The sequence below is a fragment of the Acinetobacter sp. YH12205 genome, from assembly GCF_013418125.1.
GTDB classification, from domain to species: domain Bacteria; phylum Pseudomonadota; class Gammaproteobacteria; order Pseudomonadales; family Moraxellaceae; genus Acinetobacter; species Acinetobacter towneri.
In genome coordinates this window covers 353,348-378,834 of record NZ_VPCQ01000001.1, presented here as the reverse complement: position 1 = coordinate 378,834, position 25,487 = coordinate 353,348, and the positions used below count along the sequence as shown (strand labels likewise).

Below are 25,487 nucleotides of genomic sequence, written 5' to 3'. Positions count from 1 at the left end.
CTAAAATAAAATCTTGTATTCAAACCCGCTTTGCATCTTCATCTAAAGTCCACAATACGTATTAAACAAGCTGAATTAAAATCAAGCGATCATGGTCAGGGAATGCAGCATGAAAGATTTGTTTTCGCAGGGCAGCGATTTATATCGTCAGGCACGTCCGCAGTATTCAACCGCGATTGTCGATACGATTTTACAACATGTGCCAGAGCGCGGTTTGACATGGGACTGCGGTGCAGGTTCAGGGCAGTTTACCCAGTTATTAACGCCACATTTTCAGCAGATTTTAGCCACGGATTTAAGTCAGGCACAGCTGGATCAAGCACCACAGTGGGAAAATGTGCGTTATCGCGCTTGTTTGGCGCAAGACAGCGGATTGGCAGATGCGAGTGTGGATTTAATTACCGTTGCACAAGCGATTCACTGGTTCAAGTTTGATGCCTTTTATGCCGAAGTGCATCGGGTGCTAAAACCGAGTGGAATATTTGCTGCGGTGGGCTACGGTCTGATTCAAGCTGTAGATCGTGAGGTGAATACCGCAATTCAACGCTTGTATTTTCAGACCTTAAAAGGTTGTTGGGATGCTGAACGTCGTTATATTGATGACTTATATCGCACGATTCCTTTCCCATTTCAAGAAATCGTGACACCCGAACTTTGCCTGAAATATCGTTGGTCGGCAGCACAATTGCTGAATTATTTAAACACTTGGTCGGGACTGCAGCATTATTTAAAGCAACATACTGATACGCCCTTGCTTGAATTACAGCAATTGTTGCAGCAGCAACCTGCTCAGGGCTTGAAAATTCAGTTTCCAGTTTTGCTGCGTTTAGGTCGCTTGGTATAAAAAGTCAATGTATTGAGTGATTTTTGAACTTAAAATATAAGTTGGTGAAAAAAGGATGTTTCTCCACAGGTGTAATTTACCTATGTGCGAGGTGTCCAATGTTAAAATTTTCTCTCCCTATTTTATTCAGTCTTGCGCTGAGTCTCCCTGCGACTGCTTTTGCCAATCTTGATCAGCCTTTACAGGTCTTGGATGATTGTGCATTAAGTGCAGAATATGGGCAATCCAACAGCTTAAATTTGCTGCATGATCAATACCGTTTTACCGCGCAAGATGTGGTGAATCAAGTTCGAGCTGAACAAAACCTAGACTTAGCAAGCAAATTTGCAACTTTGGGTTCTCGTTTTTATATCAACCCGCAAGGTCAAACTGTGCTGCAAATTCAACGTGATGTGGTGTCTTTGGGTGTGATTGAAACCACACTCAGTGTGGATGGTTTACGCCAGTTAGGGCAGCATTTTATAGATGAATTTAAAGCTTTGGCATTTGAGTAAAATGGAGTGCGTTGTCGCAAATGACCTTGTGACAATCTAAGACATAAAAACTTAAGACATAAAAAAACGCCCTGAAAAATCAGGGCGTTTTTTATTGCACGCGAATTATGCTGGTTGCGCAGATTCTTGTTGTGCAGGAGTCAACATGTGACCGTGTTCTTCGAAGTTTGCATGCCAAGATAATGCTTCACGAAGTAGGTGAGGAGTGTGACCACCTTTTGCACATGCACGCTCAAAGTAATCATTCAATGCATTGCGGTACATTGGGTGTACACAGTTGTCGATAATCGCACGAGCGCGTTCACGTGGTGCAAGACCGCGTAAATCTGCTAAACCTTGCTCAGTAACCAAAATGTCAACGTCGTGTTCGTTGTGGTCTACATGCGCAGCCATTGGAACGATAGATGAAATGTCACCGCCTTTCGCAATCGATTTAGTCACGAAAATCGCCAAGTGTGCGTTACGCGCGAAGTCACCTGAACCACCAATACCGTTCATCATTTTGGTACCGCATACGTGGGTTGAGTTCACGTTACCGTAAATATCAAACTCAAGTGCAGTGTTAATACCAATGATGCCTAAACGACGTACTAACTCAGGGAAGTTAGAAATTTCTTGTGGACGTAAAATGAATTTGTCTTTGTAGTGTGCAAGATTACCAAATACGCGATCGCCACATTTTTCAGACAAGGTCATTGAACAGCCAGAAGCGAACTTCATTTTGCCTGCATCAATCAATTCAAACGTACAGTCTTGGAGTACTTCTGAGTACATCACCAAGTCTTCAAAGTTAGAGTGTTTGAAGCCTGTTAATACTGCGTTTGCAATTGAACCGATACCTGCTTGTAAAGGTGCCAAGTTTTTCGGTAAACGACCTTGAGCTACTTCGTTTTCAAAGAATGCGATCAAGTGATCTGCAATTGCTTGAGTTTCGTCATCTGGATCGGTCACGTTAGATGGAGAGTCAAGCAAGGTATCGTTAAATACAATACCCACAACTTTTGCAGGGTCTAACTGAATACCTTTGGTTCCAATACGTTGTTCAACGTGAGTTAATGGCACTGGGCCACGTGTTGGACGTGCTTCAGGAATATAAATGTCGTGTAGGCCTTCAAATTCTGTGCTTACAGTGGTGTTGATTTCGATAATGACTTTATCTGCATATTCAACAAAGCTTGCAGAGTTACCTACAGAAGTTGTTGGAATAATTAAGCTGTCTTCAGTAATTGCAACTGCTTCAACAATCGCGATGTCTGGGCGTTTTAGCGTGTTGTTACGCATTTGCTCAACAGTTTCAGACAAGTGTTGGTCAATGAACATGACTTGACCTTGGTTAATTGCTTTACGCAAGGTGTTGTCTACTTGGAACGGCATACGACGAGCCAAAACACCTGCTTCAGTCAATTGCTTGTCTAAATCATTACCAAGACTTGCGCCAGTAATTAAGTCAATTTTTAAAGGGTTGGTTTTAGCGCGTGCCACCAATGCAAGTGGAACAGCTTTTGCTTCACCCGCACGAGTAAAGCCACTCATACCTACGGTCATACCATCTTGAACGAATTCAGCAGCTTGTTCTGCGCTGATTACTTTGTCGTGGAGGGAGGCTAAACGGATGCGATCTAAAGACATGGCGAACTCTCGTAAAATACTAGACTGATACCGATTGTACCGATCAAAAAAGGTATTTTGCATAGGTGTTAGGCTAAGGTCTAATTTTTTGCCTAAATGGTGGTATAAAAATATAAAATAATACATAAATAATTGAATTTAATCGTTTATTTATATATCAAAAGGTAAATATTACAATTTGTTTGATATATTTTTATACAATTTTGATATGCACCATCTGAATTTTTTACTTTGATCGTCCATCCGATTTGCTGTTGGTCTGAAATTGGTATATAGCAAGCCAGATAGAGATTAAAAGCGTCAGCCGTTTAGAAGTGTTCACTCAAACTTTGTTTGATTTTTTCCAGCGTGCCAACATTATTTTTTTCTTCAACGATTTCAGGTTGTAACGGCAGGGTAATGATGGCTTCAAGACCACCGTGTTCACGGTTTTGAATGGTGAGCTCGCCCTGATGAATATCGACAATACGTTTTACAATTGCCAAACCTAAGCCACTGCCTTGTACAGTACGTGCTTCATTGCCGCGTACAAAAGGCTGCATTAAATCGGCAATTTGGTCTTCTGGAATGCCTGTACCGTTGTCTGCCACGCTAATCCGAATGTGTTCATCCAGCACTTCTGCAGACAACTCAATTGGCTCTGCACCATAGCGTTTCGAGTTATTAATCAGGTTGCCAATCAGACGTTTCAGCGACAAACTGCGCGCCTGAATTAAAGGTAATTCTTGTGCGTTAAAGCGAATATCCAACGGTTTAAATTGAATAATCAATTCCTGCAGCAAAACATTTAAATCGGTTTCTTGTAATTCTTCATCGGAACCATCACGCATATAAGAAATGAATTGATTTAAAATCGCATCCATATCTTCTACATCGTAAATTAAGCCTTCTTTTAAAAAATCATCATCGGGCATCATTTCGGCACTTAAACGAATCCGTGTCAGTGGCGTGCGCAGGTCGTGTGAAATACCTGCCAACATGATACGACGGTCACGTTCAGTCTGTTCCAAGGTATAAATCATGTGATTAAAGGCTTGGTTGACCTCACGAATTTCCTGCGGACCGTGATTGGTTTCTAAATAAGGTGCTTTGCCTGTTTTACTGTAGCTATTGGCGGCATTTTGCAGACGACGCAAAGGACGATTCAGCTGACGTACTAGAGTTAAAATAATTGCTGCAGCTAACAGTGGAATACCCAAAAGCCAGCCAAAGACCAATTCAGGGCTGTAGTTGGCATAGGTTTTAAGGGGTTCACGTACCCAGTTGCCATTCATTTCTGGGGTTTGAATCCAAATACGCGGGCTTGGTTTGAACTGGAAATAGACCGTGACATCCTGCATTTTTAATTCAGTTGCCAGTTTCTTTTCTATTTGTTGGGTAAAAAACTCTGCAATGACTTTTTCCCGTACATTAGGAAACTCACGTGGATCGGTTACATATTCAATGCCGACCCGATTTTTAAGCCACGCATCGACATCGACTTCGGCTTCATTGTGAAAAATGCGCAAATCTGGATTGTTTAAAATTTCCAGTTCAACCGCTAAATAGCGGGCGTGTTGTTGAATTTCAGGTAAATACAAGGTGCGCCAAAAGAACCACAACGACATAAACAGGCTAAACAACACCACAAAAACCACCAGTACCGTGGTGCGCATGGCTGCAGAGCGTGGTTTGATTTTGTCCAGAAAACGCTCCCAGCGGGTACGTTTCTTTTCAGAATACGCCACATAGTCGGTAAATTCTTGTGGGTCGATGGGTTCGAGTTTCACATCTTGTCCTGTGGCAGAGGTTGTAAAGCGAATTTAGTGAGTGAAATTTTATGATGAATATACTTGTTATTGGAATGTCTGTTCTTTAAATCTAGCACAATGATCGGTGTGCATAAATGTTGATCATTGCATGAAGATGTGAGGCTGAAGCCTCACATCATTTTCAACTTATTCCGCACCATCTGGAACAAATACATAACCGACACCCCAAACCGTTTGAATATAACGTGCACGGGCAGGGTTTTCTTCAATTAAACGACGTAAACGTGAAACCTGAACATCAATCGAACGCTCCATCGCACCCCATTCACGACCACGCGCCAAATTCATTAACTTGTCACGGGTTAAAGGCTCACGAGGATGTTGTACCAACGCTTTGAGTACTGCAAATTCACCTGTAGTTAGGGTCACGACCTGACCTTCACGTGTCAAAGTACGGGTCGATAAATCTAGTGACCATGGGCCAAAACCAACCACTTCCATTTGCTGACTTGGTGCACCTGGTACCTCGCGCACTTGACGACGCAATACAGCACGAATACGCGCTAACAGCTCATTTGGATTAAACGGTTTTGGTAAATAATCATCTGCACCTGCTTCAAGTCCTGCAATACGGTCAGAGTCACTACCGCGAGCCGTGAGCATAATAATTGGCGTATCGATGTTAGATTGACGTAAACGACGGCAAATACTTAAACCATCTTCTACAGGTAGCATAAAATCCAACACGATTAAAGAGAACAGTTCACGCTGTAACAAACGATCCATTTGCGTTGCATCGTGGGCAGTTTTAACCACAAAGCCCTTATCTTCCAAGAAACGTTGTAACAGGGTACGTAAACGCACATCATCATCGACAACGAGAATGCGTTCAACGCGGTCAGTTTCGCTGTGTACGGTATCTGTTTTTTCAGCAGGTACAACTAAACTCATGATGTGCTCCTTTATTCTTTATTGTCGTCGTAAACAAAAAGTTGAGTTGGCTTTGAGTATACGATTCATTGGTATCTTTTGCATATGCTCTAAAGCAACAAATATTGCAGATAAAATCAAGACATAGATACCAAATATATACAGCATTCCCCTGTTAAAAACTGACATATTTGCCTGTTTAAGTCTAACATCAGCCTGAATTTTATTTAGATTTATAAAATTTTGCCGAATTGGCAAAAATCGCCAAATCACCACCATTTATAAAATTCATAAAACAATTGTGGATTTTATAGTCTTGGTCTTTATAATCATGGCTTTTAGTACTTATCCTTGTAGGATCACACACGATGACTGACTTAGCTCAGCAGTTAGCAAAAGAACTTGCCGTACGACCAAATCAAGTAGAAGCTGCCATCAAACTTATTGATGAAGGTGCTAGCGTTCCATTTATTGCACGTTACCGTAAAGAAGTGACTCAAGGTTTAGATGACACGCAGCTACGTCAGCTCGATACACGTTTATCGTATTTACGTGATTTATATGAGCGTCGCGAAAAAGTAATAGAATCACTCAAAGAACAAGATAAATTATCTGATGATTTATTGGCACGGGTAAACGCTGCTGAAACCAAAAATGCTTTAGAAGAAATTTACGCGCCTTACCGTCCAAAACGCACCAGTAAATCGTTTAAAGCTAAAGAAGCAGGTTTAGGCCCAATTGCAGCGCAAATTTTTGCAGAACAGGTTGAGCCAAGCGAAGCTTTAGCAGGCTTTAGTCATGTAGACTATCCTGATGCAGACAGTCAGCTAGATGCGGTACAACACATTCTGATTGATGAATGGGCACAAAATATTGCCTTAACCACAGAATTAAAAGAAATTTTTGCCAAAACAGCGGTATTAAAAAGCTTGGTTGCTTCTGAAGAGAAAAAAGAAGTGGGCAAAAAATTCCGTGATTACTTCGATTTTTCAGAAAACCTCAACAAAGTGCCTTCACATCGTTTATTGGCGATGTTGCGTGGTCGCCAAGAAAATGTCTTGGGCTTAAAAGTTGATGGTGAAGACAGTGCACCTTTGGCACGTATTGAAACTGAATACAATTTAGATCAGATTCAGCCGCAAGCACGTCAGGACTTTTTAAAGCAAACTGCAAAATTGTTCTGGTTGGGCAAAGTGCGTCCACAAATTGAACATTCATTATTAACTGAAAAACGTTTGGCTGCTGAAGCCGAAGCGATGGATGTCTTTGCAGAAAACTTGCGTCATTTATTGCTTTCTGCACCTGCAGGCGCACGTTGTACGCTGGGTGTAGACCCTGGTATCCGCACAGGTGTCAAATTGGCTGTGGTGAACCAATCTGGTGATGTAGTTGCACATAGCACGGTGTATCCATTTGCACCAAAAGAAGACAAAGCAGGCGCGATTGAAGAGATTGCACGTTTATGCCGTGAGCACCATGTTGATTTAATTGCGATTGGTAACGGGACTGCAAGCCGTGAAACTGAAGCGGTGGTGGCAGAAATGATGGCTGCACACAGCGACTTAAAATTGACGCGTGTATCTGTATCTGAAGCGGGTGCATCTGTGTATTCAGCTTCAGAGTTGGCATCGCAAGAATTGCCAGAGCTAGATGTGTCGATTCGTGGTGCAGTGTCTATTGCCCGTCGTTTACAAGACCCATTGGCAGAATTGGTAAAAATTGATCCAAAATCAATTGGTGTGGGGCAGTATCAACATGATGTGAATCAGGCAGGTTTGGCAAAAACCTTAGAAGCTGTGGTCGAAGACTGTGTGAACTCGGTGGGTGTAGATGTCAATACAGCATCTTCAGCAATATTGGGTTATATCGCAGGTCTGAATAAATCAATTGCACAGCAAATTGTAGATTACCGTAAAGAACATGGCCGTTTTGATAACCGCCAAGCCTTGAAAAACGTACCACGTTTAGGCGAGCGTACTTTTGAACAAGCCGCAGGTTTCTTGCGTATTCAAGCGGGTTCTGAGCCTTTAGATGCCTCAGCTGTTCACCCTGAATCTTATGGTTTGGTACAAAAAATTGCGGCTGCTAAAGCGACTACAGTCAAAGATATTATTGGCAATACTGAAATTATCCGTTCAGTGAATGCTGAAGAGTTTGTGGATGAGCAAGTCGGCTTACCTACCATTCAGGATGTTTTATCTGAATTGGAAAAACCAGGTCGTGACCCACGTCCTGAATTCCGTACGGCTAAGTTCCGTGAAGATATTACTGAGGTGGCACAGCTGACTGAAGGCATGCAGCTTGAAGGTGTGGTGACCAATGTAACTAACTTTGGTGCATTTGTAGATGTTGGCGTGCATCAGGATGGTTTGGTACATATTTCTGAATTGGCCAATGAGTTTGTGGCTGATCCGCATAAAGTGGTGAAACCAGGTCAAATTGTTCAAGTGCGTGTGTTACAGGTTGATGTAGAGCGTAACCGTGTGAATTTATCGATGCGTCCTGAAGGTTCGGCTGCACCTGCAAAAGCAGCGCGTGCACCACGTCGTGATCAAGAACAGCGTACAGAGCGTAAGCCACAAGCGAAACGTCCACAGCAGTCACGTCCTCAGACTGAGCGTCCACAAGCGAAAAAACCACAAGCCGCTAAACCACAAGAAAATAAAATTGGTGGTTTAGGTGCATTGTTGTTACAAGCAGGGATTAAAGGTTCGAAGTAATTTTGAATTGCTCTAACAAAAAGCTCCCGAAATTCGGGAGCTTTTTGTTTTGCAGGAACATTTTTATATACAGATTTTTTTGATGGATTTTAAATCAACGGTACAATCCAACTCACCAAAATCAGCATAATTCCCAAATGTCCAAGTTTACGAGTCACTGCGACTAGTTTTGACGGTGGTGCTTCAAGTTGGCGAGCATATTCCTGAAGATTTAAACCCTGTGAGGCTTTGCTGCTAAATAAAAATACGCCCAAATCAATACAAATTAAAATCGTGCCGACATCGGCAACAACCTCTAAAAGTTCATATTCTTGCTGATAAAGCGCCATTGCAACCTGATAACTCAGAAACAAGGCAAAGGCAAAACAGCCATATTGTAAAATGAGGGCCAGTGCTCGCATAATCCATTCAAAATACTTAAAACAGCTGTGTTATAGCATAAAAATGCGGTGCAATTGAATGTTTTGTTATGGTTGAGATTGTGGATCTTAAATAAGCAATTAACGGATTAAGCCTTGCAGAACAAAACTTGTGGCAATACTGCCTGCTGCCAATTTAGACATGAAATAACTGTAATTAGAAGAGGCAGAAACTTCGGACATCGCACCAGATGAATGCGACATGGACACGGCAAGTTGGCTGCGATAGCCCAATTCGACTAACAAGACCACCAGGCCTGTCAGTGTCATCACTTGAAATGTGTCTACATGATTGCGCGTAAGCTCAGTATATAAGTGATAAAAACTTAAGCCCGCAGCAGAAAAACAAAATAGCTTAAACAGATACAGAGTTTTCATGTGTTGTACCTTTCATTATTGTAATGTCATTTTGAATGCTATTTCTTAAACCAATATTAAAATCACATGAAAAGTTGCGGCTGCACAATTTAAAAATTGTTGAAGTGATGTTGTATTGTTGTGCGCTGTTCAACCTAAGCTGTAAAAACAAATAGGCGACCCGTAGGTCGCCTAAAGCAAAACTTGAATTGTGTATAAATTACCAGTGTTCACCTGGGAACAAGCGCGCATACGCTTTTTGTACCCAGTTCAGTTTTTGCTGCTCGCCCACAGAAGCGGTAGAGCTTGGGAATAAGTTATAACCAATCGACATGAGTTTGTTGTTAATGTCTGGTGCAATCGCATAAGTGATTGAAGCCAAACGACCCAAATGTGTCGCAATTTTCTTCGGACGTTTCACAATCGCATAAGCAATTAAATCTGCCGCTTGCTCAGGTGAAAGGGTGGGCACGTACTTATAAATTTTGGTTGGTGCGATCATTGGGGTACGAACCAATGGCATATACACCGAAGTAATCGCAATTTTGTGTGTATGCGCTTCTGCAGATAGACAGCGACTAAACGCATCCAATGCGGCTTTAGATGCCACATAAGCCGAGAAACGCGTTGCGTTGGCTAATACACCAATCGAGCTGATGTTGATGATGTGACCATCTTTACGGTGCATCATCTGCGGCAAAATATTGAGTACCAAACGCACAGCACCAAAATAGTTGAGCTGCATGGTACGTTCAAAGTCGTGGAAACGATCAACCGACTCATGTACTGCACGACGGATTGAGCGGCCTGCGTTGTTAATTAAAATATCAATATGATCGACAGAGGCAAGAATTTGTTGCGATACAGCATCAATAGAGTCCATATCGTTTAGATCACAAGGGAAAACTGAAGCCTTGCCACCACGTGCTTCAATTTCAGCTTTGACTTGTTCGAGCGTTTCCTGAGTACGTGCCACCAAAAGCACATGCGCACCTGCATCGGCTAGCTTATGTGCCACGGTTAAACCAATACCACTCGATGCACCTGTAATAAGGGCAACTTTACCATTTACACGCTGTTGAAAAAGTTTCTCTAATTTTGGCTTCACGCTAATATTCCTGATTTAGATTCCTGAGTTGTCATTTTTATTGAGATTGACGATTCAAATTTCAGACTGAATTTGAACTGTTTTACTTGGCTTTATGATAGCCGATTGCACAAAAAAAGCTATGGAATAAGTGGTTGAATTTAAAAATGAATTTAGAGTAATTGCTCTATTTTTGTGAGCTGTATATCTTTATTTTTACCATGAAATAAAGCTAATGCAAAGACATACAAAGAAAAATTAAAATAAAAAAGCATCCTGTTGAAATTAATCAGCAGGATGCCAGTACAAAGTTTGAACTGATGAGTTTTTATACGGCTGCTAAAGCTTGCTCTAAATCGGCAATTAAGTCATCGGCATGTTCAATCCCGATGGATAAACGCACCATATCTTCACTCACACCAGCCGCTTTGAGTTCATCTGCACTCAACTGACGGTGAGTGGTGGTTGCAGGGTGGCAAGCCAGACTCTTGGCATCGCCAATATTGACCAAGCGTGTGAATAATTGCAGTGCATCAATAAAGCGGGTTCCGCCTTCACGGCCATCTTGCACACCAAAAGACAGAATTGCAGAAGGTTTGCCTTTCACATATTTTTGTGCCAACGCATGTTGCGGGTGATCTTTCAAACCTGCGTAATTGACCCATTTCACTTTTGGATGTGCCTGTAAATATTCCGCTACTTTTTGCGCGTTTTCAGTATGGCGTTCCATACGCAGGCTTAAGGTTTCTAAACCTTGTAAAATTAGGAATACGTTATGCGGGCTAATCGCTGCACCTGTATTGCGTAGTGGTACTACACGTGCACGTGCAATAAATGCTGCAGCGCCTAAGGCTTCTACATAGTTCACACCATGGTAACTTGGGTCAGGTGTATTTAAGGCTTTAAAACGCTCAGGATATTTGCCCCAAGGGAATTTACCGCTATCGACAATAATGCCGCCAATAGACGTACCGTGACCACCAATATATTTGGTCAGTGAGTGAATGATGATGTCTGCGCCAAAATCAAATGATTTTTGCAAGACAGGCGTGGCTACAGTGTTATCCACCACCACTGGAATGCCGTATTCGTGCGCAATTTTCGCAATCGCTTCAAGGTCAATAATATTGCCCAATGGGTTACCAATGGATTCTACAAAGACCAGTTTGGTTTTGTCATCAATCAGGTCGCGTAAGCTTTCAGGCTGTTGATAATCGAAGAAACGTACTTCAATGCCTTGTTTAGGCAAGGTGTGGGCAAATAAGTTGTAAGTACCGCCGTATAAAGTTGATACTGAAGCAATGTTATCGCCTGCTTCGGTAATGGTCTGAATTGCGTAGGTAATTGCAGCCATACCCGATGCTAAAGCCAATGCGCCAATCCCGCCTTCAAGTGCTGCAACACGTTGCTCCAATACTGCAGTGGTTGGGTTCATAATACGGGTGTAAATATTGCCTTGTACTTTTAAATCAAATAAATCGGCACCATGTTGCGTATTATCAAAGGCATAAGAAGTGGTTTGGTAAATAGGCACAGCCACGGCTTTGGTGGTTGGTTCTGGGCTATAGCCTGCATGAATGGCCAAAGTTTCGTCTTTATAGGTCATGTTTACTTCATCTTCGTGAGTTAAATTGGTTTGAGTCTAGCACTTTTAAATATGAAAGAAAGTGTAAAAATGCTGCAATATTTAGCTGTAAATTTGATATAGCAGGCAAAAAGTCCTGTGCTTATCCGCTGATCGCTAGAGTTGTAACAAAGCATGCAAGATGTTTGTGGTGTCTTATTTTTTCTCCGTATTCAGGTATAATACCCGATTATTTTTTCGCTCATTAGAGCAGGGGCTGCTCATCTGAGCCCCAGATTTGGTTTTCTATTGAGGAGTCCTACGTGGCCCAATATATTTATACGATGAACCGAGTGTCGAAAATGGTTCCGCCTAAGCGCGAAATCTTGAAAGACATCTCCTTATCATTTTTCCCAGGTGCGAAAATTGGTGTGCTTGGTTTAAACGGTGCAGGTAAATCGACTTTGCTCCGTATTATGGCGGGCGTAGATAAAGATTTCTCTGGTGAAGCTCGTGCACAGCCAGGCATCAAAATTGGTTATCTTGAGCAAGAACCACCACTAGACCCGAGCAAAGATGTACGCGGCAACGTGGAAGATGGTGTGCGTGAAGCTTTAGATGCTTTAGAGCGTTTAGACCAAGTTTTTGCAGAATATGCAGATCCAGATGCAGATTTCGACAAACTTGCAAAAGAGCAAGAGAAGTTAGAAGCGATTATCCAAACTTGGGATGCACACAACCTGAACAATCAGCTTGAACAAGCAGCGGCAGCATTAAATTTGCCAGCTTGGGATGCTGATGTTAACAAATTATCGGGTGGTGAGCGTCGTCGTGTGGCTTTATGCCGTTTGTTATTGTCTAAACCAGACATGCTGCTTCTAGACGAGCCGACGAACCACTTGGATGCAGAATCTGTATCTTGGTTAGAGCGTTTCTTAAAAGACTTCCCGGGTACGATTGTGGCAATTACCCACGACCGTTACTTCTTGGATAACGTTGCAGAATGGATTTTAGAACTTGACCGTGGACATGGTATTCCATATCAAGGTAACTACTCTTCATGGTTAGAGCAGAAAAATAACCGTTTAGAGCAAGAACAGAAGCAAGAAGAATCTTTTGCTAAAGCCTTGAAAAAAGAATTGGAATGGGTACGTTCCAATGCGAAAGGCCAGCAAAAGAAAAACAAAGCGCGTATGGAGCGTTTTGAAGAGCTTAACTCGCGTGAATTCCAACAGCGTAACGAAACTTCTGAAATTTATATTCCACCTGGCCCACGTTTAGGGAACAAAGTGGTGGAAGTGGAAAACATCAGCAAGTCATTTGGTGATCGCTTACTTTACGAAAACCTTTCCTTTACTGTGCCGCCTGCAGCGATTGTGGGGATTGTCGGTCCAAACGGTGCGGGTAAAACGACTTTATTCCGTATGATGACTGGCGAGCAGCAACCTGATACGGGCAGCGTGACTTTAGGTGACTCGGTAAAAGTGGCTTATGTCGGTCAGATTCGTGACACTCTAGATGATGACAAAACTGTTTGGGAAGAAGTTTCTGGCGGTTTAGACATTTTGAAAGTGGGCGATTATGAAATTGCATCGCGTGCTTATATTGGTCGCTTTAACTTTAAAGGTCAGGATCAGCAAAAACGCGTTGGTGAATTGTCGGGTGGTGAGCGTAACCGTTTACAACTGGCAAAAATTCTACAGCAGGGCGCAAACGTGATCTTGCTGGATGAGCCATCAAACGACTTGGATATTGAAACTTTACGTGCACTGGAAGATGCAATTTTAGTCTTCCCAGGTACAGTGATGGTGGTATCGCACGACCGTTGGTTCCTAGACCGTATTGCAACGCACATCTTGTCATTCGAAGATGAGCAACCAGAATTCTTTACAGGTAACTATACTGAGTTTGAAGAATATCGCCGTAAGAAATATGGTGATGATCTGGCAACCAAACGTAGCAAATACCGTAAAATTGGCGCTTAAGTCTAAAAACTTGAGTTCTCATTAAAAAAACCAGCCGAGAAGGCTGGTTTTTTTATATTTGCTCGATGATGTGGTCTTGTGATCAACCTAGCAACATTTTTCTTAATCTAGATGTAGACCAGTGAGGTTTAAACTTCCCACTCATGTGCACATTCACGGCACTTCCATTTTTTTTGTGACTGCATAAAGGCTTGCATAGAAATTTTGAAATCAGGCAAATCACGATAAAACAAGAAACCTGCAATTACACACAGCACAAATACCGCCACAGTAATGCTTTGTAAGGTTGTGCCTGCACCATCACCAAAAATCCACATGGCGATACTGATCAAGACAAGAAGTAATAAGACAAATACCGCTGGAATAAGCATCACCAAGCTTTTTGGCACCACAGGACGCGGTGTTGTTTGACCTGCCTGCGCAACAGGCATGATTTTTGGGCTTTGACATTTAGGGCATCGGTATTGCATTACAACTCCAAAATTCTAATCTGATCGTTATTCTAACCAAATGTACGGCAAATCAAAAACAGTCTGTCAGAAAACAGGGCAATAAAAAAGCCCAAGTCATTGCTTGAGCTTTATTATAAGATGAAGATAAGTGAATTTATATTCATCTTGAATATGGCGTCCCTACGGGGATTCGAACCCCGGTTACCGCCGTGAAAGGGCGATGTCCTAGGCCTCTAGACGATAGGGACTTGATGAGGCAACACAGGTAAAGCCTTATTTAAACTTGGTGGAGTCAAGCGGGATCGAACCGCTGACCTCTACAATGCCATTGTAGCGCTCTACCAACTGAGCTATGACCCCAGTCTGTGTGAGCGCAATATTAGGGCTATTGCGCGCACACGTCAACAAAAAAATGAATTAAGCTGGATCAATTGCATCATTTTTCGGCAATTTGATGCTTTCATTCAGTTTTTCCCAGACTTTAACTTCTTTTTTGCTTGGTCCGCCAACCACTTCTAAGGCATGACGCAAACGCGCAAAGGTCAGGTCAGGACCAATGGTGACCATGGTTTGCATCACAGGTGTAGATGCGGTTGAACCTGCAATTGCAATAAAGAACGCAGGCATGAAATCACGCAATTTGATTTCCATTTGGTTGGCTAAATCCATTAGGGTTTGGCTCACCGTGTCGTTGTTCCAAGTAAATAGACTTTCTAAACGCCAAATTGCAAATTGCAAGCTTTGACGCACTTGTTCTTCAGACAGTTTTTTACTTTCAAACTGTTCCTTGCTTAAGCTTGGGAAATGGTTGAAGTAATGTGCTGACCAATTGACCGCTTCTGAGAGTAAATGAATACGTGGTTGAATTGCGGCAGCAATTTCTTCCAATTTGGCACGATCTGCTTTCCAAGCCAATAAGGTGTCTAATAGTTCAGCAGGTGAAAGTGCTTTAATCCATTGACCATTTAGCCAATTGAGTTTTTCCACATCAAAGATAGGGCCGCCTAGTGAAACACGTTGAATATCAAAGTGTTCAATCATTTCGGCTAAGGTGAATTTTTCACTTTCATCTGGCATTGACCAACCCATGCGACCTAAATAGTTCAGCAAAGCTTCAGGTAATACGCCAATGTCTTTGTAGTAGTTGATTGAAGTTGGGTTTTTACGTTTAGATAATTTTGATTTGTCTGGGTTACGCAACAATGGCATGTGGCATAACACAGGCATATCCCAACCAAAATATTGATAAAGCAATTGGTGTTTCGGTGCCGATGGAATCCATTCTTCACCACGAATCACGTGAGTGATTTGCATCAAATGGTCATCGACCACGTTGGCCAAATGGTAAGTTGGCAAGCCATCTGTTTTCAGCAAAATTTGCATATCGACTTGCGCCCATGGAATTTCCACTTCACCGCGCAGCATGTCATTAAATTTACATACGCCTTCGGTTGGCACTTTCATACGAATAACATGCGCTTCGCCTGCCGCTAAACGACGCTGCACTTCATCTGCAGACAAGTTTAAACCACGACCATCGTAGCGCGGGCTTTCACCACGTGCTTGTTGTTCTGCACGCATTTGATCTAGTTCTTCGCTAGTAGCGAAGCAATAGAAAGCATGCCCTTGTTCAACCAATTGCAAGGCGTATTGCTTATAAATATCCATACGTTCAGATTGGCGATACGGTGCATGTGGGCCGCCGATATCTGGACCTTCTGCCCAATTTAAGCCTAACCAACGCAATGAATCCAAAATCATTTTTTCAGATTCAGGGGTTGAGCGCAGTTGGTCAGTATCTTCAATACGAAGAATAAATTCACCACCGTGTTGTTTGGCAAAACATAAGTTAAACAAGGCGATATACGCTGTTCCCACGTGCGGGAAACCAGTAGGAGAAGGCGCGATACGAGTACGAACAGTCATAAGCAAAAATTAATTCAAAATGTAAATTGCAACCATTATAACGAAAAAGCCCAAGTACTTAATGTTAAATTCAACATTCTGTACTTGGGCGTTTCAACTGCATTTGAAAAGGGGATTAAAGGCAGTGAGTTTGATGCAGACTTATGAGTTACCTTGCGGGAATAAGGCTTGTACGAAACGGCTAAAACGCTGATTTTGCAAGGCAAAGAAATTTTGAGTTGGGGCAAGATTAATTGAAGTCAGCACTTTTAAATCATTATTCGATTCAAACTTTTGCTTGTCTGCCTGTTTTTGCTGGGTAATGGCTTTTTCAATTAAAGAGCCTTTTGCCTCAGTTAAATTGGTTTTGCTTTCAGCAGATTTGATCACTGCACTGTGACCGACTGTACTTAAGCTGAGTAATACTGCGAACATGAGTTTAGATTTCATTTTGATTCCCCCTTTCCTTTATGAGTGAACTCACAATTTATAAATTGTTTTAATCACTTTAATATTTAATCACAAAAATCATAACAAAAGTAGATTTGCGTCACACTCTTAATAAGATCTTTATCATTATTTACTCACTATATACCGATTTTTCAGATGATCTTTGATTTAGAACATGTTGTAACAAACAACTGTGGAGATATCGTGAAGATTGTTACAAAAGTCACAATAAAATAGTTTTGAAGCGGGTTTGATTGCTGTGATGTCGCTTATTTTACCGTTGAGTCTAAAAACGGATCAAAGTTTTATTCACTTTTCATATATCTAATCCATAAAAAGGTATAAATTTGGAATAAACGCCGCATCTTGAATTAAATTGATTAAAAACAATTAATTAAAGCTAAATTATTTGAATTTAATCATTTTTTGCATGTTTTTTACAAATTGCGCAGCGCCTGAGCATTGCATATATTGAGCGACAGATTAAAGGTGATGTGTGCTGTAATGAAAACTCAATTGAAAGCTTTATTGGCTGCTGCGCTATTGGCAACAGGTTTTGCTGCAACGACTGCTCAGGCTGCAGATCGTCAGTTTTTAAATGTATCGTATGATGCGACCCGCGAATTTTATGATGAATTTAACAAGTCGTTTGGTCAGTACTGGAAAAAACGTACAGGTTTAGACGTCAACTTTAAACAATCACATGGTGGTTCAGGCAAGCAAGCGCGTTCTGTGGTCGATGGTTTAAAGGGCGATGTCGTAACTTTGGCATTGGCGAATGACATTGAAGAAATTGTAAAGTCAGGTCAAATCCAAGCAGGTTGGCAAAAAGAATTTCCTCATAACTCTGCGCCTTATACCTCGACCATCGTCTTTATGGTGCGTAAAGGCAATCCGAAAAACATTAAAGACTGGAATGACTTAACCAAACCAGGCGTACAAATTATTACCCCTAACCCGAAAACAGGTGGTTTGCCACGTTGGGTGTATTTATCGGCTTGGGGTTATGCAGAAAAGCAGCCGGGCGGCTCTAAGGCCAAAGCGCAAGAATTTGTGGGCAAGATGTACCACAATGTAAAAGTGATGGATTCGGCAGCACGTGCGTCGATGACTACATTTGCTGAACGTGGCATTGGTGATGTGTTGTTGACTTGGGAAAATGAAGCCCTTGTAACTTTAAAAACCTTAGGCAAAGACAAGTTTGATATTGTTTATCCATCTATTTCTATTTTGACTGAACCTTCGGTGGCAATCGTAGACCGCACAGTAGAAAAAAATGGCAATAAATGGTTAGCGACAGGCTATATCAACTATTTATATTCACCTTTAGGTCAGGAAATGGCGGCTAAGCATTTCTACCGTCCACGTAATGAAAAAGTCCTTGCAAAATATGCAGCACAATTCCCGAAATTAAAAACCTTCACGATTGATGAAGTGTTCGGTGGCTGGGAAAATGCACAAAAAACACATTTTGTGAATGGTGCGATTTTCGACCAAATTTATAATACTAAGCGTTAAACAGATATCCATTTTCGGCTAATCTTTTATTGGATTGGCACACAAAAAAATCTCTACGGAGATTTTTTTTGTGCTTTAAAAAAGTCAAAAACGGTTTTCCCTATGGAAAGTAATATTTATCTACAAAAAGACGTTTGGAGCTTTGCCAAAACAAGGTAATAATGTGCAGTTACATTTTAGCTGTATTGATTGAACCTTATGTCGCATATTTCTGTATTACTTCATGAAACTGTTGATGCCGTGTTGGCAGATCGCAATACAGGAATTTATGTCGATGCCACCTTTGGACGAGGTGGACACACGCGTTTGTTGTTATCCAAATTGGATGCGCAGGCACGAGTCTATGCCTTTGATAAAGATCCACAAGCTTTGGCCGTGGCAGCAGAATTGGCGCAGCAAGATTCGCGCTTTCAGATTATTCATGCCAGTTTTGCCGATATGCAGCAAGCGTTGAATGATTTGGGCGTCACTCAGGTCGATGGTGTGATGGCCGATTTAGGCGTGTCGTCACCACAGCTAGATCAGGCAGAACGCGGTTTTAGCTTTATGAAAGATGGCCCGCTTGATATGCGTATGGACAACTCACAAGGCCCGACTGCGGCAGAATGGCTGGTGGATATTGAAGAAGAAGCCTTAGCCAATGTGATTTTTCAATATGGTGAAGAGCGTTATAGCCGCCGTATTGCCAAAGCCATTAAACAGGCGGGTTATATTGAAACTACCGCACAATTGGCTGAAATTGTAAAAGTTGCCCATCCGAAGTGGGAAAAAAACAAACACGCTGCAACACGTACTTTTCAGGCAATTCGTATTGCGATTAATAAAGAATTAGAAGATATTGAAAACTTCTTGCCGCAAGCCGTTGAGGTGTTAAAACCCGAAGGTCGTTTGGCGGTAATTAGCTTCCATTCTTTGGAAGATCGTTTAATTAAACAGTTTATTCAAAAAGAATCGAGCCTGCCTGAAGATTCGGGTTGGGGCTTGCCACAACAGCAACAAGATACACGTCGATTGAAAAAAATATCACGTGTGCGTGCCAGTGATGAAGAAGTCAAAGCCAATCCACGCTCACGCAGCGCATGGCTACGTGTTGCAGAACGATTAGCTTGAAAAGGCCAATAATGAAAACTGAAACCGTTGAAAAAAATCAATCTCAAGTGCGACTGAAAAAAATGGTCGCCTATTTTATTTTATTGGCGCTGGTATTTATCAGCGCGATTATGGTGGTGTTTCAAGTGTTTGAATATCGCCATGATTATCGTGAGCTGAGTTCTTATATGCGCGAGCGAGATGACTTAAATGCCGAATGGGGGCGTTTGTTAATTGAACAGCAGACCTTTGGTGCAACTGCACAAATTGGCACCCGTGCGGTGACGCAACTGCGTATGTATTCACCGCCCGCACCGCAAACTGTGGTGATTTCTTTGCCTACAACCTCAGAACAACAATAAGGCGAGTTGCACATGGTCGATACGCGTAAAAAGCAAACCCGAAAGAAACAGCAATCGGTAACTGGAAAAAATGCCATTCATGTAGAAATGTGGCGTTTTTACTTAATGTGGGCTGTGGTACTGCTGGTGTTCGTGGCACTGGTGGGACGTGCTTTTTATGTGCAAATTGTGAACCATGACTTTTTACAAAACAAAGCCAATGCCAATATTTTAAGAACAGAAAAGCTCAAAGCTATGCGCGGGGTGATTTATGATCGCCACGGTGTGCCTTTGGCAATTAGTACCCCTGTAATGAAAGTGGTGATTGATCCACGTGATTATTTTGACAATAAAAAACTGTTTGAAGAAATTACAGCCGAGTTGGAAAAAAATCCGACCAGTCGTAAATTGCAGCGTCAATTGCCAGATAAAAACTTGAATTTAGATGAACTTGCCGATGCAGTTGGGATGGATCGCCAAGAACTGAAAAATAAAATGAACGAGCGTCCGCGTTCACGTTATTTGGTTTTACAAAAAGAAGTGCCGCCGCAACAGGCAGAGCTGATTCTAAAACGTAATTTCCAAGGGGTATATACCGAGAAAAACTATAAGCGTTATTACCCGCAGCCACAGCCGAATGCACAAATTATTGGTTTGACCAATAGTGAAGGCACAGGCATTGAAGGCTTGGAAATGCAGCTAAATACCCGCTTGGCAGGCGTGGATGGTGAACAGCAAATCGTGCGCGATAAAAAGGGTAACCGTGTCAAAGACCCAGAAGTGGTGAGAGAGGTTGAACCGGGCGAAAATATTACCCTGAGTATCGACTCACGTTTGCAATACATTATGTATCGTGAATTGACTGCAGCAGGGGTGGCAAATAATGCCCGTTCAGCCACAGCAATTGCGGTAGATGTGAAAACGGGTGAAATTTTGGCGATGACCAGTTGGCCGTCGTATAACCCGAATGACAAAAAAAGTTTGTCCAATAAAGATGCCATGCGTAACCGTGGTGCGGTGGATTCTTTTGAACCGGGTTCGACCATGAAGCCTATGACGGTGGCAATGGCACTGGAAAGTGGCAAATATTCACCGAATACCGTGGTCAATTTAAGTGGTGGTTCAATGCGGGTGGGTAATCACACCATTCGTGATACCCACAATTATGGCTCACTGACTTTGGCGGGAATTATCCAAAAATCGTCAAACGTGGGTGTGGCGAAAATTGCTTTATCTTTACCGTATGCAACCTTACCGACTTTTTATAAGCGTTTAGGGTTTGGTGCGCGTTCTGCAGTGAAATTTCCGGGTGAAAGTGCAGGTTTAATTTTGCCGCCAAGCAAGTGGAATGTGTCGGAAGTGGCGACCATGTCTTATGGTTATGGTTTGAACGCCACTGTGCTGCAATTGGCAGATGCCTATGCCATGCTTGCCAATAAAGGCGTAAAAATGCCGCTGAGTTTATACAAATTAGAAGAACAGCCTAAAGGCGAACAAATTGTTGATGCTAAAATTGCCGATCAAGTTCTACTGATGATGGAAGCCGTAACGTTACCCGGTGGTACGGCACGTCAAGCCAATATTCCAGGCTATCGGGTTGCAGGTAAAACGGGAACAGCGCATAAACTTCGTGCAGACCGCAAAGGCTATTCACAGACTGAATATCGTGCCTTGTTTGCTGGGGTTGCGCCAGTCAGTGATCCGCGTTTAGCCATGGTTGTCGTGGTGGAAAATCCAACAGGACAGTATTATGGTGGTTTGGTGGCAGCGCCTGTATTTGCTCGTGTGATGCAAGAATCTTTACGTTTAATGAACGTACCTTTAGATAAACCTTTAGAAACTCCCAACATCCAATAACAGGTGACGCATGTCTATCAGCTTTCAAAATATTTATCGCAGTTCCCGCGTTGCAGATTGGATGATACAAGACTTTCAGGGCTTTCAACTCGACAGCCGCCATGTGACAGCAGGGCAAATTTTTATTGCCCTGACCAGTTTGTCGCAGCCTGAAAAAACCGCACAATTTGCACAAGCAGCTTTAGATCAAGGTGCTTTGGCGGTGATTTCGGAAACTGAACTGGCAGTTGCCAATAATTTGGTGGTGCCAGATGTGCGTCAGCGCATGGGACAGTGGCAAAAACAATATTTACAAGCACGACAGCCTGTACCTTTAGCGCGTATGCTTGCAGTCACGGGCACCAATGGTAAAACCACGATTTCCCGCTTAATTGCTGAGTTGTTAATGTTACAAGCCCAACGCTGTGCGGTAATGGGCACCACAGGCAACGGAATTTTGCCTAATTTGGAAGCTTCAACACATACCACTTTAGATGCCTTGCAACTGCAAAATGCTTTATACAGCTATGCACAACAGGGGGCAAAATTTGCCGCAATTGAAGCCAGTTCACATGGTTTGGAGCAAGGGCGCTTAAATGGCTGCGATATTGAAATTGCGGTATATAGCAACCTGAGCCGTGATCATTTGGATTATCACGGTACTTTAGAGGCGTATGCTGCAGCCAAAGCCATGCTGTTTCAGTTTGCCAGTTTAAAAGTTGCAATTGTCAATTTAGATGATGAATATGCTGGGATCATGTTGCAAGCGGCGCAGCAGAATCCTGCACAACCGAAAATTTTGACTTATTCAACTCAGCAAGCGGCTGATTATCAAGTACAGCAAATTGAATATAGCCTAAATGGTGTGGGTTTCCATCTACAGACTGGAACTGCAGAATATGTGGTGCAAAGTCCGTTGCTCGGGCATTTTAATGTTGAAAACTTGGTGGCGAGTTTAATTGCGGCTGAGCAGGTAGGTTTTGAGTTGACTGACTTGATTGCAACTGTACCACAACTGAAAGGTGCGCCAGGCCGTATGCAAGTGCTACGTGATGTAGAACGTCTATTTGTAGTGGATTATGCACATACTCCAGATGCCTTGATTCAAGTACTGCAAACCCTAAAACGCCATGTTAGCGCACAGCTTTGGGCAGTGTTTGGTTGTGGTGGTGACCGTGACCGTGGCAAGCGTCCACTCATGACCCAAGCAGCACTGGATTATGCCAATGTTGTGCTCTTGACCTCAGATAACCCACGCACAGAAGATCCTTTACAAATTTTTGCCGATATGCAGGCAGGTGTAGATTTATCAGTAGCACAAACGCATGAAATTCATGATCGCCGTGAAGCGATTAAATATGCCGTTCAACATGCTCAATCAGGTGATATTGTGTTGATTGCAGGCAAAGGTCATGAAAATTATCAAGAAATAGATGGGGTAAGACACTGGTTTGATGATGTGATTGAAGTGCAAGCCGCGATAGATGCACAACATTGCTCACCTTCTGCTTACCCTGCGCAATAAGGAATTTGTATGCACACTTCCACCACCAGTACTGCAATTTTAGAACCTTGGACTGCTGATCAACTGCAACAGGCAACACAAGGTTATTGGCTGAACGGACAAACACCGCAGGGCGAGATTAAACGTATTTTGACCGATTCACGACATGCTGAAGCAGGCGATGCCTTTTTGGCATTAAAAGGTGAGCGTTTTGATGCGCATGACTTTGTGGCTCAAGTAGCGGCTCAGGGCTGTTCTATGGCAATTGTCAGCCAGCCTGTAGACGCAGATATTTGCCAATTGGTCGTGCCTGATACCCGTTTAGCTTTAGGACACTTGGGCGCATTTCGTCGTCAGCAACATCCTCAGTTAAAAGTGATTGCGTTAACAGGCAGTAGCGGTAAAACCACCACTAAAGAAATGCTCGGTAGTATTTTGTCACGTTTGGCACCGACTTTAATTACCCGTGGCAACCTGAATAATGACTTGGGTGTGCCGATGATGTTATTGGAGTTGAATGCTAGCCATCAATATGCAGTGATGGAATTGGGCGCCAGTCATCAAGGTGAAATCGATTACACCTCAAACTTGGTGCAGCCGCAGGTGGCAGGCATTATCAATATTGGTACTGCGCATTTGGGTGAGTTTGGTGGGCGTGATGGTATTTGTCGGGCCAAGTCTGAAATTTATGCACATATTGCCTCGCAAGGTACAGCGATTGTCCCTGCTGCCGATGATTTTGCCGAACAGATTCAGCAAGCGGTTCAGTCAGAACAGCGTCTAAGTTTTGGTGAAGGCGGTGATGTGTTTGCGACAGACATTCAGTTGCAGCCACAATCGGCAAGTTTTTGTTTAAATACCACGCATGGTGTGCGTCAGATTCATTTGCCATTTGCAGGTGAACACAATGTACAAAATGCTATGGCTGCTGCTGCTTTTGCACTGGCAATTGGTGTGAGTTTAGATGATATTGTCGCAGGCTTGGAACAGGCACAGGGGGCAAAAGGCCGTTTGAACTTTATTCAGCAAGGCACACATTTATTGATTGATGACACCTATAATGCCAATCCAACCTCTATGCGTGCTGCAGGTGAAGTCCTTGCACAGCAAACAGGTGTGCGAGTTATGGTAATTGGTGATATTGGTGAGCTGGGCAATAGCGCAGCACAACAGCACTATATGTTGGGGCGTGATTTGGTGTCTATTCGTGGCATCAACTTTGTGGTGGCAGTCGGTGAATTTGCACCTGCGACCCAAGAAGGTGCGCGCAGTACCCAATATGGAAAAAAATTACAGGCTTTTGTCACTCAAGAACAAGCCTTGCCGTTTTTAATTGATCTGGTAAAAACACATCAACCTCAGTCCATGAGTTTCCTATTTAAAGGTTCTCGTTATACCCATATGGAAACGTTGATGGCTGCATTGATGGAGAAAATTTAAATGCTGTTATGGTTATTTGAACAGCTGGCGGGCTATAACAGCTCGTTTCAGGTGGTTCGTTATTTAACATTACGTTCATTACTGAGTGTATTGACTGCGCTTGGCATCGGTTTGGTGCTAGGCCCTGTGATGATTCGTAAATTACAAGCATTAAAATACGGTCAGGCAGTCAGCTCTTATGCTCCTGAAGGGCATGCCAAAAAAATGGGTACGCCAACCATGGGTGGGGTATTAATCCTGCTTTCCATTGGTATTTCGACCCTATTGTGGGCAGATTTATCTAACCCTTACGTCTGGATTGTACTGGCAGTTATGGTCATTTTTGGCGCTGTAGGCTGGGCAGATGACTGGATTAAAATTCGCTACAAAGACAATGCGGGTTTGCCAGCGCGTAAAAAATTCTTCTGGACTTCGGTAGCATCATTGGGTGCGGGTATTGCATTGTATGTGATTGCAACCCAACAGCCAAATCCTGCACAAACTGCAGATATGCTGGATGTGTTGATTCCATTTTTTAAAGATTTCAGCATTCCATTGTCGTTGATTCCACTCGGTATTGGCTTCATTATCTTTACCTATTTGGTGATTAATGGTGCCTCAAATGCGGTGAACCTAACTGATGGTTTAGATGGCTTGGCAATTATGCCAATCGTGTTGGTTGCGGCAGGTTTGGGCGTCTTTGCCTACTTGGCGGGGGATGTTCGTTTTGCTGATTATTTGCATATCCCTTATGTGAAATATGCGTCTGAGTTGGTGGTAATCTGTGCCGCGATGATTGGAGCAGGCTTAGCCTTCCTGTGGTATAACGCGCATCCTGCACAAGTCTTTATGGGCGATGTCGGCGCATTGTCTTTGGGGGCAATGCTGGGTACGATTGCCGTGATGGTACGTCAGGAAATCGTGTTTGCGATTATGGGTGGGGTGTTTGTAGTTGAAGCAATTTCGGTATTTCTGCAAATTGGTTCACTACGTATGCGCAATAAACGGGTATTCTTAATGGCGCCGTTGCATCACCACTATGAAAAGAAAGGCTGGCGTGAAACTCAAGTGGTGATTCGTTTCTGGATTATCACAATTATGCTGGTGGTTTTAGGTTTAATGACTTTAAAATTACGTTAAGCCTATCCAACCGAAAATTTTAAAAGTCGGCACTCGCCGACTTTTTTATGTCG

At 42.7% G+C, this 25,487-nt stretch carries 21 protein-coding genes and 2 tRNA genes; 11 read left to right on the top strand and 12 right to left on the bottom strand.

Annotated features, from left to right (window positions below; genetic code table 11):
- The first annotated feature begins 109 nt into the window (after nucleotides 1–109).
- Entirely contained in the window at nucleotides 110–844 is a 735-nt protein-coding gene (locus FTU92_RS01815) for a class I SAM-dependent methyltransferase (RefSeq protein WP_180095431.1), read from the top strand.
- Nucleotides 845–942: 98 nt separating this feature from the next.
- On the top strand, nucleotides 943–1,338 hold the full coding sequence (locus tag FTU92_RS01810; RefSeq protein ID WP_004974410.1) for a hypothetical protein: 396 nt from the start codon (nucleotides 943–945) through the stop codon (nucleotides 1,336–1,338).
- A gap of 105 nt (nucleotides 1,339–1,443) precedes the next feature.
- Here FTU92_RS01810 and FTU92_RS01805 read toward each other — a convergent pair whose 3' ends face one another.
- The 3 genes from FTU92_RS01805 to ompR form a co-directional block, all read right to left on the bottom strand.
- Nucleotides 1,444–2,967: an acetyl-CoA hydrolase/transferase family protein gene (locus FTU92_RS01805; protein ID WP_004974412.1), complete on the bottom strand. Its 1,524-nt coding sequence runs from the start codon at nucleotides 2,965–2,967 to the stop codon at nucleotides 1,444–1,446.
- Nucleotides 2,968–3,275: 308 nt separating this feature from the next.
- On the bottom strand, nucleotides 3,276–4,736 hold the full coding sequence (locus FTU92_RS01800) for an ATP-binding protein (RefSeq protein WP_004974413.1): 1,461 nt from the start codon (nucleotides 4,734–4,736) through the stop codon (nucleotides 3,276–3,278).
- A 168-nt stretch (nucleotides 4,737–4,904) separates the two neighbouring features.
- The gene (ompR, locus tag FTU92_RS01795; RefSeq protein WP_004974415.1) at nucleotides 4,905–5,669 is read right to left on the bottom strand and encodes a two-component system response regulator OmpR; all 765 of its coding nucleotides are present in this window, start codon (nucleotides 5,667–5,669) and stop codon (nucleotides 4,905–4,907) included.
- A gap of 347 nt (nucleotides 5,670–6,016) precedes the next feature.
- Here ompR and FTU92_RS01790 point away from each other — a divergent pair, with 347 nt between their 5' ends.
- A complete protein-coding gene (locus FTU92_RS01790) occupies nucleotides 6,017–8,368 on the top strand; it encodes a Tex family protein (RefSeq protein ID WP_180095428.1) in 2,352 nt (783 codons plus the stop codon).
- A gap of 89 nt (nucleotides 8,369–8,457) precedes the next feature.
- Here the strand turns inward: FTU92_RS01790 and FTU92_RS01785 are convergent, their stop codons facing one another.
- The 4 genes from FTU92_RS01785 to FTU92_RS01770 all read right to left on the bottom strand — a co-directional run bounded on the left by FTU92_RS01785 (nucleotide 8,458) and on the right by FTU92_RS01770 (nucleotide 11,837).
- Nucleotides 8,458–8,769, bottom strand: a complete 312-nt coding sequence (locus FTU92_RS01785; RefSeq protein ID WP_004974419.1) for a hypothetical protein — start codon at nucleotides 8,767–8,769, stop codon at nucleotides 8,458–8,460.
- A 99-nt stretch (nucleotides 8,770–8,868) separates the two neighbouring features.
- Nucleotides 8,869–9,165 (bottom strand): hypothetical protein, encoded by a 297-nt coding sequence (locus FTU92_RS01780; protein WP_004974421.1) that lies wholly within the window; start codon nucleotides 9,163–9,165, stop codon nucleotides 8,869–8,871.
- A 199-nt stretch (nucleotides 9,166–9,364) separates the two neighbouring features.
- A complete protein-coding gene (locus tag FTU92_RS01775; protein ID WP_004974423.1) occupies nucleotides 9,365–10,252 on the bottom strand; it encodes an SDR family NAD(P)-dependent oxidoreductase in 888 nt (295 codons plus the stop codon).
- A 307-nt stretch (nucleotides 10,253–10,559) separates the two neighbouring features.
- Nucleotides 10,560–11,837, bottom strand: a complete 1,278-nt coding sequence (locus FTU92_RS01770) for an O-acetylhomoserine aminocarboxypropyltransferase/cysteine synthase family protein (protein ID WP_004974425.1) — start codon at nucleotides 11,835–11,837, stop codon at nucleotides 10,560–10,562.
- Nucleotides 11,838–12,118: 281 nt separating this feature from the next.
- Here FTU92_RS01770 and ettA point away from each other — a divergent pair, with 281 nt between their 5' ends.
- A complete protein-coding gene (gene ettA, locus FTU92_RS01765) occupies nucleotides 12,119–13,780 on the top strand; it encodes an energy-dependent translational throttle protein EttA (protein WP_004974427.1) in 1,662 nt (553 codons plus the stop codon).
- Between the two features lie 128 nt (nucleotides 13,781–13,908).
- Here ettA and FTU92_RS01760 read toward each other — a convergent pair whose 3' ends face one another.
- The 5 genes from FTU92_RS01760 to FTU92_RS01740 all read right to left on the bottom strand — a co-directional run bounded on the left by FTU92_RS01760 (nucleotide 13,909) and on the right by FTU92_RS01740 (nucleotide 16,587).
- On the bottom strand, nucleotides 13,909–14,250 hold the full coding sequence (locus FTU92_RS01760) for a hypothetical protein (RefSeq protein ID WP_004974430.1): 342 nt from the start codon (nucleotides 14,248–14,250) through the stop codon (nucleotides 13,909–13,911).
- A 154-nt stretch (nucleotides 14,251–14,404) separates the two neighbouring features.
- Nucleotides 14,405–14,480: transfer RNA gene (locus tag FTU92_RS01755), tRNA-Glu, on the bottom strand.
- Nucleotides 14,481–14,516: 36 nt separating this feature from the next.
- Nucleotides 14,517–14,592 (bottom strand) — tRNA-Ala (locus FTU92_RS01750).
- 57 nt (nucleotides 14,593–14,649) lie between these two features.
- Nucleotides 14,650–16,158: a glutamate--tRNA ligase gene (gene gltX, locus FTU92_RS01745; RefSeq protein WP_179989021.1), complete on the bottom strand. Its 1,509-nt coding sequence runs from the start codon at nucleotides 16,156–16,158 to the stop codon at nucleotides 14,650–14,652.
- A 141-nt stretch (nucleotides 16,159–16,299) separates the two neighbouring features.
- Nucleotides 16,300–16,587, bottom strand: coding sequence for a hypothetical protein (locus FTU92_RS01740; RefSeq protein WP_004974433.1), 288 nt, complete (start codon nucleotides 16,585–16,587; stop codon nucleotides 16,300–16,302).
- A gap of 504 nt (nucleotides 16,588–17,091) precedes the next feature.
- On the opposite strand from FTU92_RS01740, the gene FTU92_RS01735 reads away from it, so the two are divergent.
- From FTU92_RS01735 to mraY, 7 genes are all read left to right on the top strand, one after another.
- Nucleotides 17,092–18,105: a sulfate ABC transporter substrate-binding protein gene (locus FTU92_RS01735; protein WP_096901291.1), complete on the top strand. Its 1,014-nt coding sequence runs from the start codon at nucleotides 17,092–17,094 to the stop codon at nucleotides 18,103–18,105.
- Nucleotides 18,106–18,303: 198 nt separating this feature from the next.
- A complete protein-coding gene (gene rsmH / locus FTU92_RS01730; RefSeq protein ID WP_004974437.1) occupies nucleotides 18,304–19,215 on the top strand; it encodes a 16S rRNA (cytosine(1402)-N(4))-methyltransferase RsmH in 912 nt (303 codons plus the stop codon).
- An 11-nt stretch (nucleotides 19,216–19,226) separates the two neighbouring features.
- Nucleotides 19,227–19,556: a cell division protein FtsL gene (gene ftsL, locus FTU92_RS01725; RefSeq protein WP_104852659.1), complete on the top strand. Its 330-nt coding sequence runs from the start codon at nucleotides 19,227–19,229 to the stop codon at nucleotides 19,554–19,556.
- Between the two features lie 12 nt (nucleotides 19,557–19,568).
- A complete protein-coding gene (gene ftsI, locus FTU92_RS01720; protein ID WP_131260649.1) occupies nucleotides 19,569–21,392 on the top strand; it encodes a penicillin-binding protein PBP3 in 1,824 nt (607 codons plus the stop codon).
- A 10-nt stretch (nucleotides 21,393–21,402) separates the two neighbouring features.
- Complete coding sequence (locus FTU92_RS01715) at nucleotides 21,403–22,896, top strand: UDP-N-acetylmuramoyl-L-alanyl-D-glutamate--2,6-diaminopimelate ligase (RefSeq protein ID WP_180095425.1); 1,494 nt, start codon at nucleotides 21,403–21,405, stop codon at nucleotides 22,894–22,896.
- 9 nt (nucleotides 22,897–22,905) lie between these two features.
- A complete protein-coding gene (gene murF / locus FTU92_RS01710; protein ID WP_180095422.1) occupies nucleotides 22,906–24,315 on the top strand; it encodes a UDP-N-acetylmuramoyl-tripeptide--D-alanyl-D-alanine ligase in 1,410 nt (469 codons plus the stop codon).
- Nucleotides 24,316–25,434, top strand: a complete 1,119-nt coding sequence (mraY, locus tag FTU92_RS01705; RefSeq protein WP_019836136.1) for a phospho-N-acetylmuramoyl-pentapeptide-transferase — start codon at nucleotides 24,316–24,318, stop codon at nucleotides 25,432–25,434.
- Nucleotides 25,435–25,487 lie beyond the last annotated feature (53 nt).

Bases quoted from the DNA above. Each gene is read 5' to 3' on its own strand.
- FTU92_RS01815 (WP_180095431.1), top strand. From the start codon at position 110: ATGAAAGATTTGTTTTCGCAGGGCAGCGATTTATATCGTCAGGCACGT.
- FTU92_RS01810 (WP_004974410.1), top strand. From the start codon at position 943: ATGTTAAAATTTTCTCTCCCTATTTTATTCAGTCTTGCGCTGAGTCTC.
- FTU92_RS01805 (WP_004974412.1), bottom strand. From the start codon at position 2,967: ATGTCTTTAGATCGCATCCGTTTAGCCTCCCTCCACGACAAAGTAATC.
- ompR (WP_004974415.1), bottom strand. From the start codon at position 5,669: ATGAGTTTAGTTGTACCTGCTGAAAAAACAGATACCGTACACAGCGAA.
- FTU92_RS01790 (WP_180095428.1), top strand. From the start codon at position 6,017: ATGACTGACTTAGCTCAGCAGTTAGCAAAAGAACTTGCCGTACGACCA.
- FTU92_RS01785 (WP_004974419.1), bottom strand. From the start codon at position 8,769: ATGCGAGCACTGGCCCTCATTTTACAATATGGCTGTTTTGCCTTTGCC.
- FTU92_RS01780 (WP_004974421.1), bottom strand. From the start codon at position 9,165: ATGAAAACTCTGTATCTGTTTAAGCTATTTTGTTTTTCTGCTGCGGGC.
- FTU92_RS01770 (WP_004974425.1), bottom strand. From the start codon at position 11,837: ATGACCTATAAAGACGAAACTTTGGCCATTCATGCAGGCTATAGCCCA.
- FTU92_RS01760 (WP_004974430.1), bottom strand. From the start codon at position 14,250: ATGCAATACCGATGCCCTAAATGTCAAAGCCCAAAAATCATGCCTGTT.
- gltX (WP_179989021.1), bottom strand. From the start codon at position 16,158: ATGACTGTTCGTACTCGTATCGCGCCTTCTCCTACTGGTTTCCCGCAC.
- FTU92_RS01740 (WP_004974433.1), bottom strand. From the start codon at position 16,587: ATGAAATCTAAACTCATGTTCGCAGTATTACTCAGCTTAAGTACAGTC.
- FTU92_RS01735 (WP_096901291.1), top strand. From the start codon at position 17,092: ATGAAAACTCAATTGAAAGCTTTATTGGCTGCTGCGCTATTGGCAACA.
- rsmH (WP_004974437.1), top strand. From the start codon at position 18,304: ATGTCGCATATTTCTGTATTACTTCATGAAACTGTTGATGCCGTGTTG.
- ftsL (WP_104852659.1), top strand. From the start codon at position 19,227: ATGAAAACTGAAACCGTTGAAAAAAATCAATCTCAAGTGCGACTGAAA.
- ftsI (WP_131260649.1), top strand. From the start codon at position 19,569: ATGGTCGATACGCGTAAAAAGCAAACCCGAAAGAAACAGCAATCGGTA.
- FTU92_RS01715 (WP_180095425.1), top strand. From the start codon at position 21,403: ATGTCTATCAGCTTTCAAAATATTTATCGCAGTTCCCGCGTTGCAGAT.
- murF (WP_180095422.1), top strand. From the start codon at position 22,906: ATGCACACTTCCACCACCAGTACTGCAATTTTAGAACCTTGGACTGCT.
- mraY (WP_019836136.1), top strand. From the start codon at position 24,316: ATGCTGTTATGGTTATTTGAACAGCTGGCGGGCTATAACAGCTCGTTT.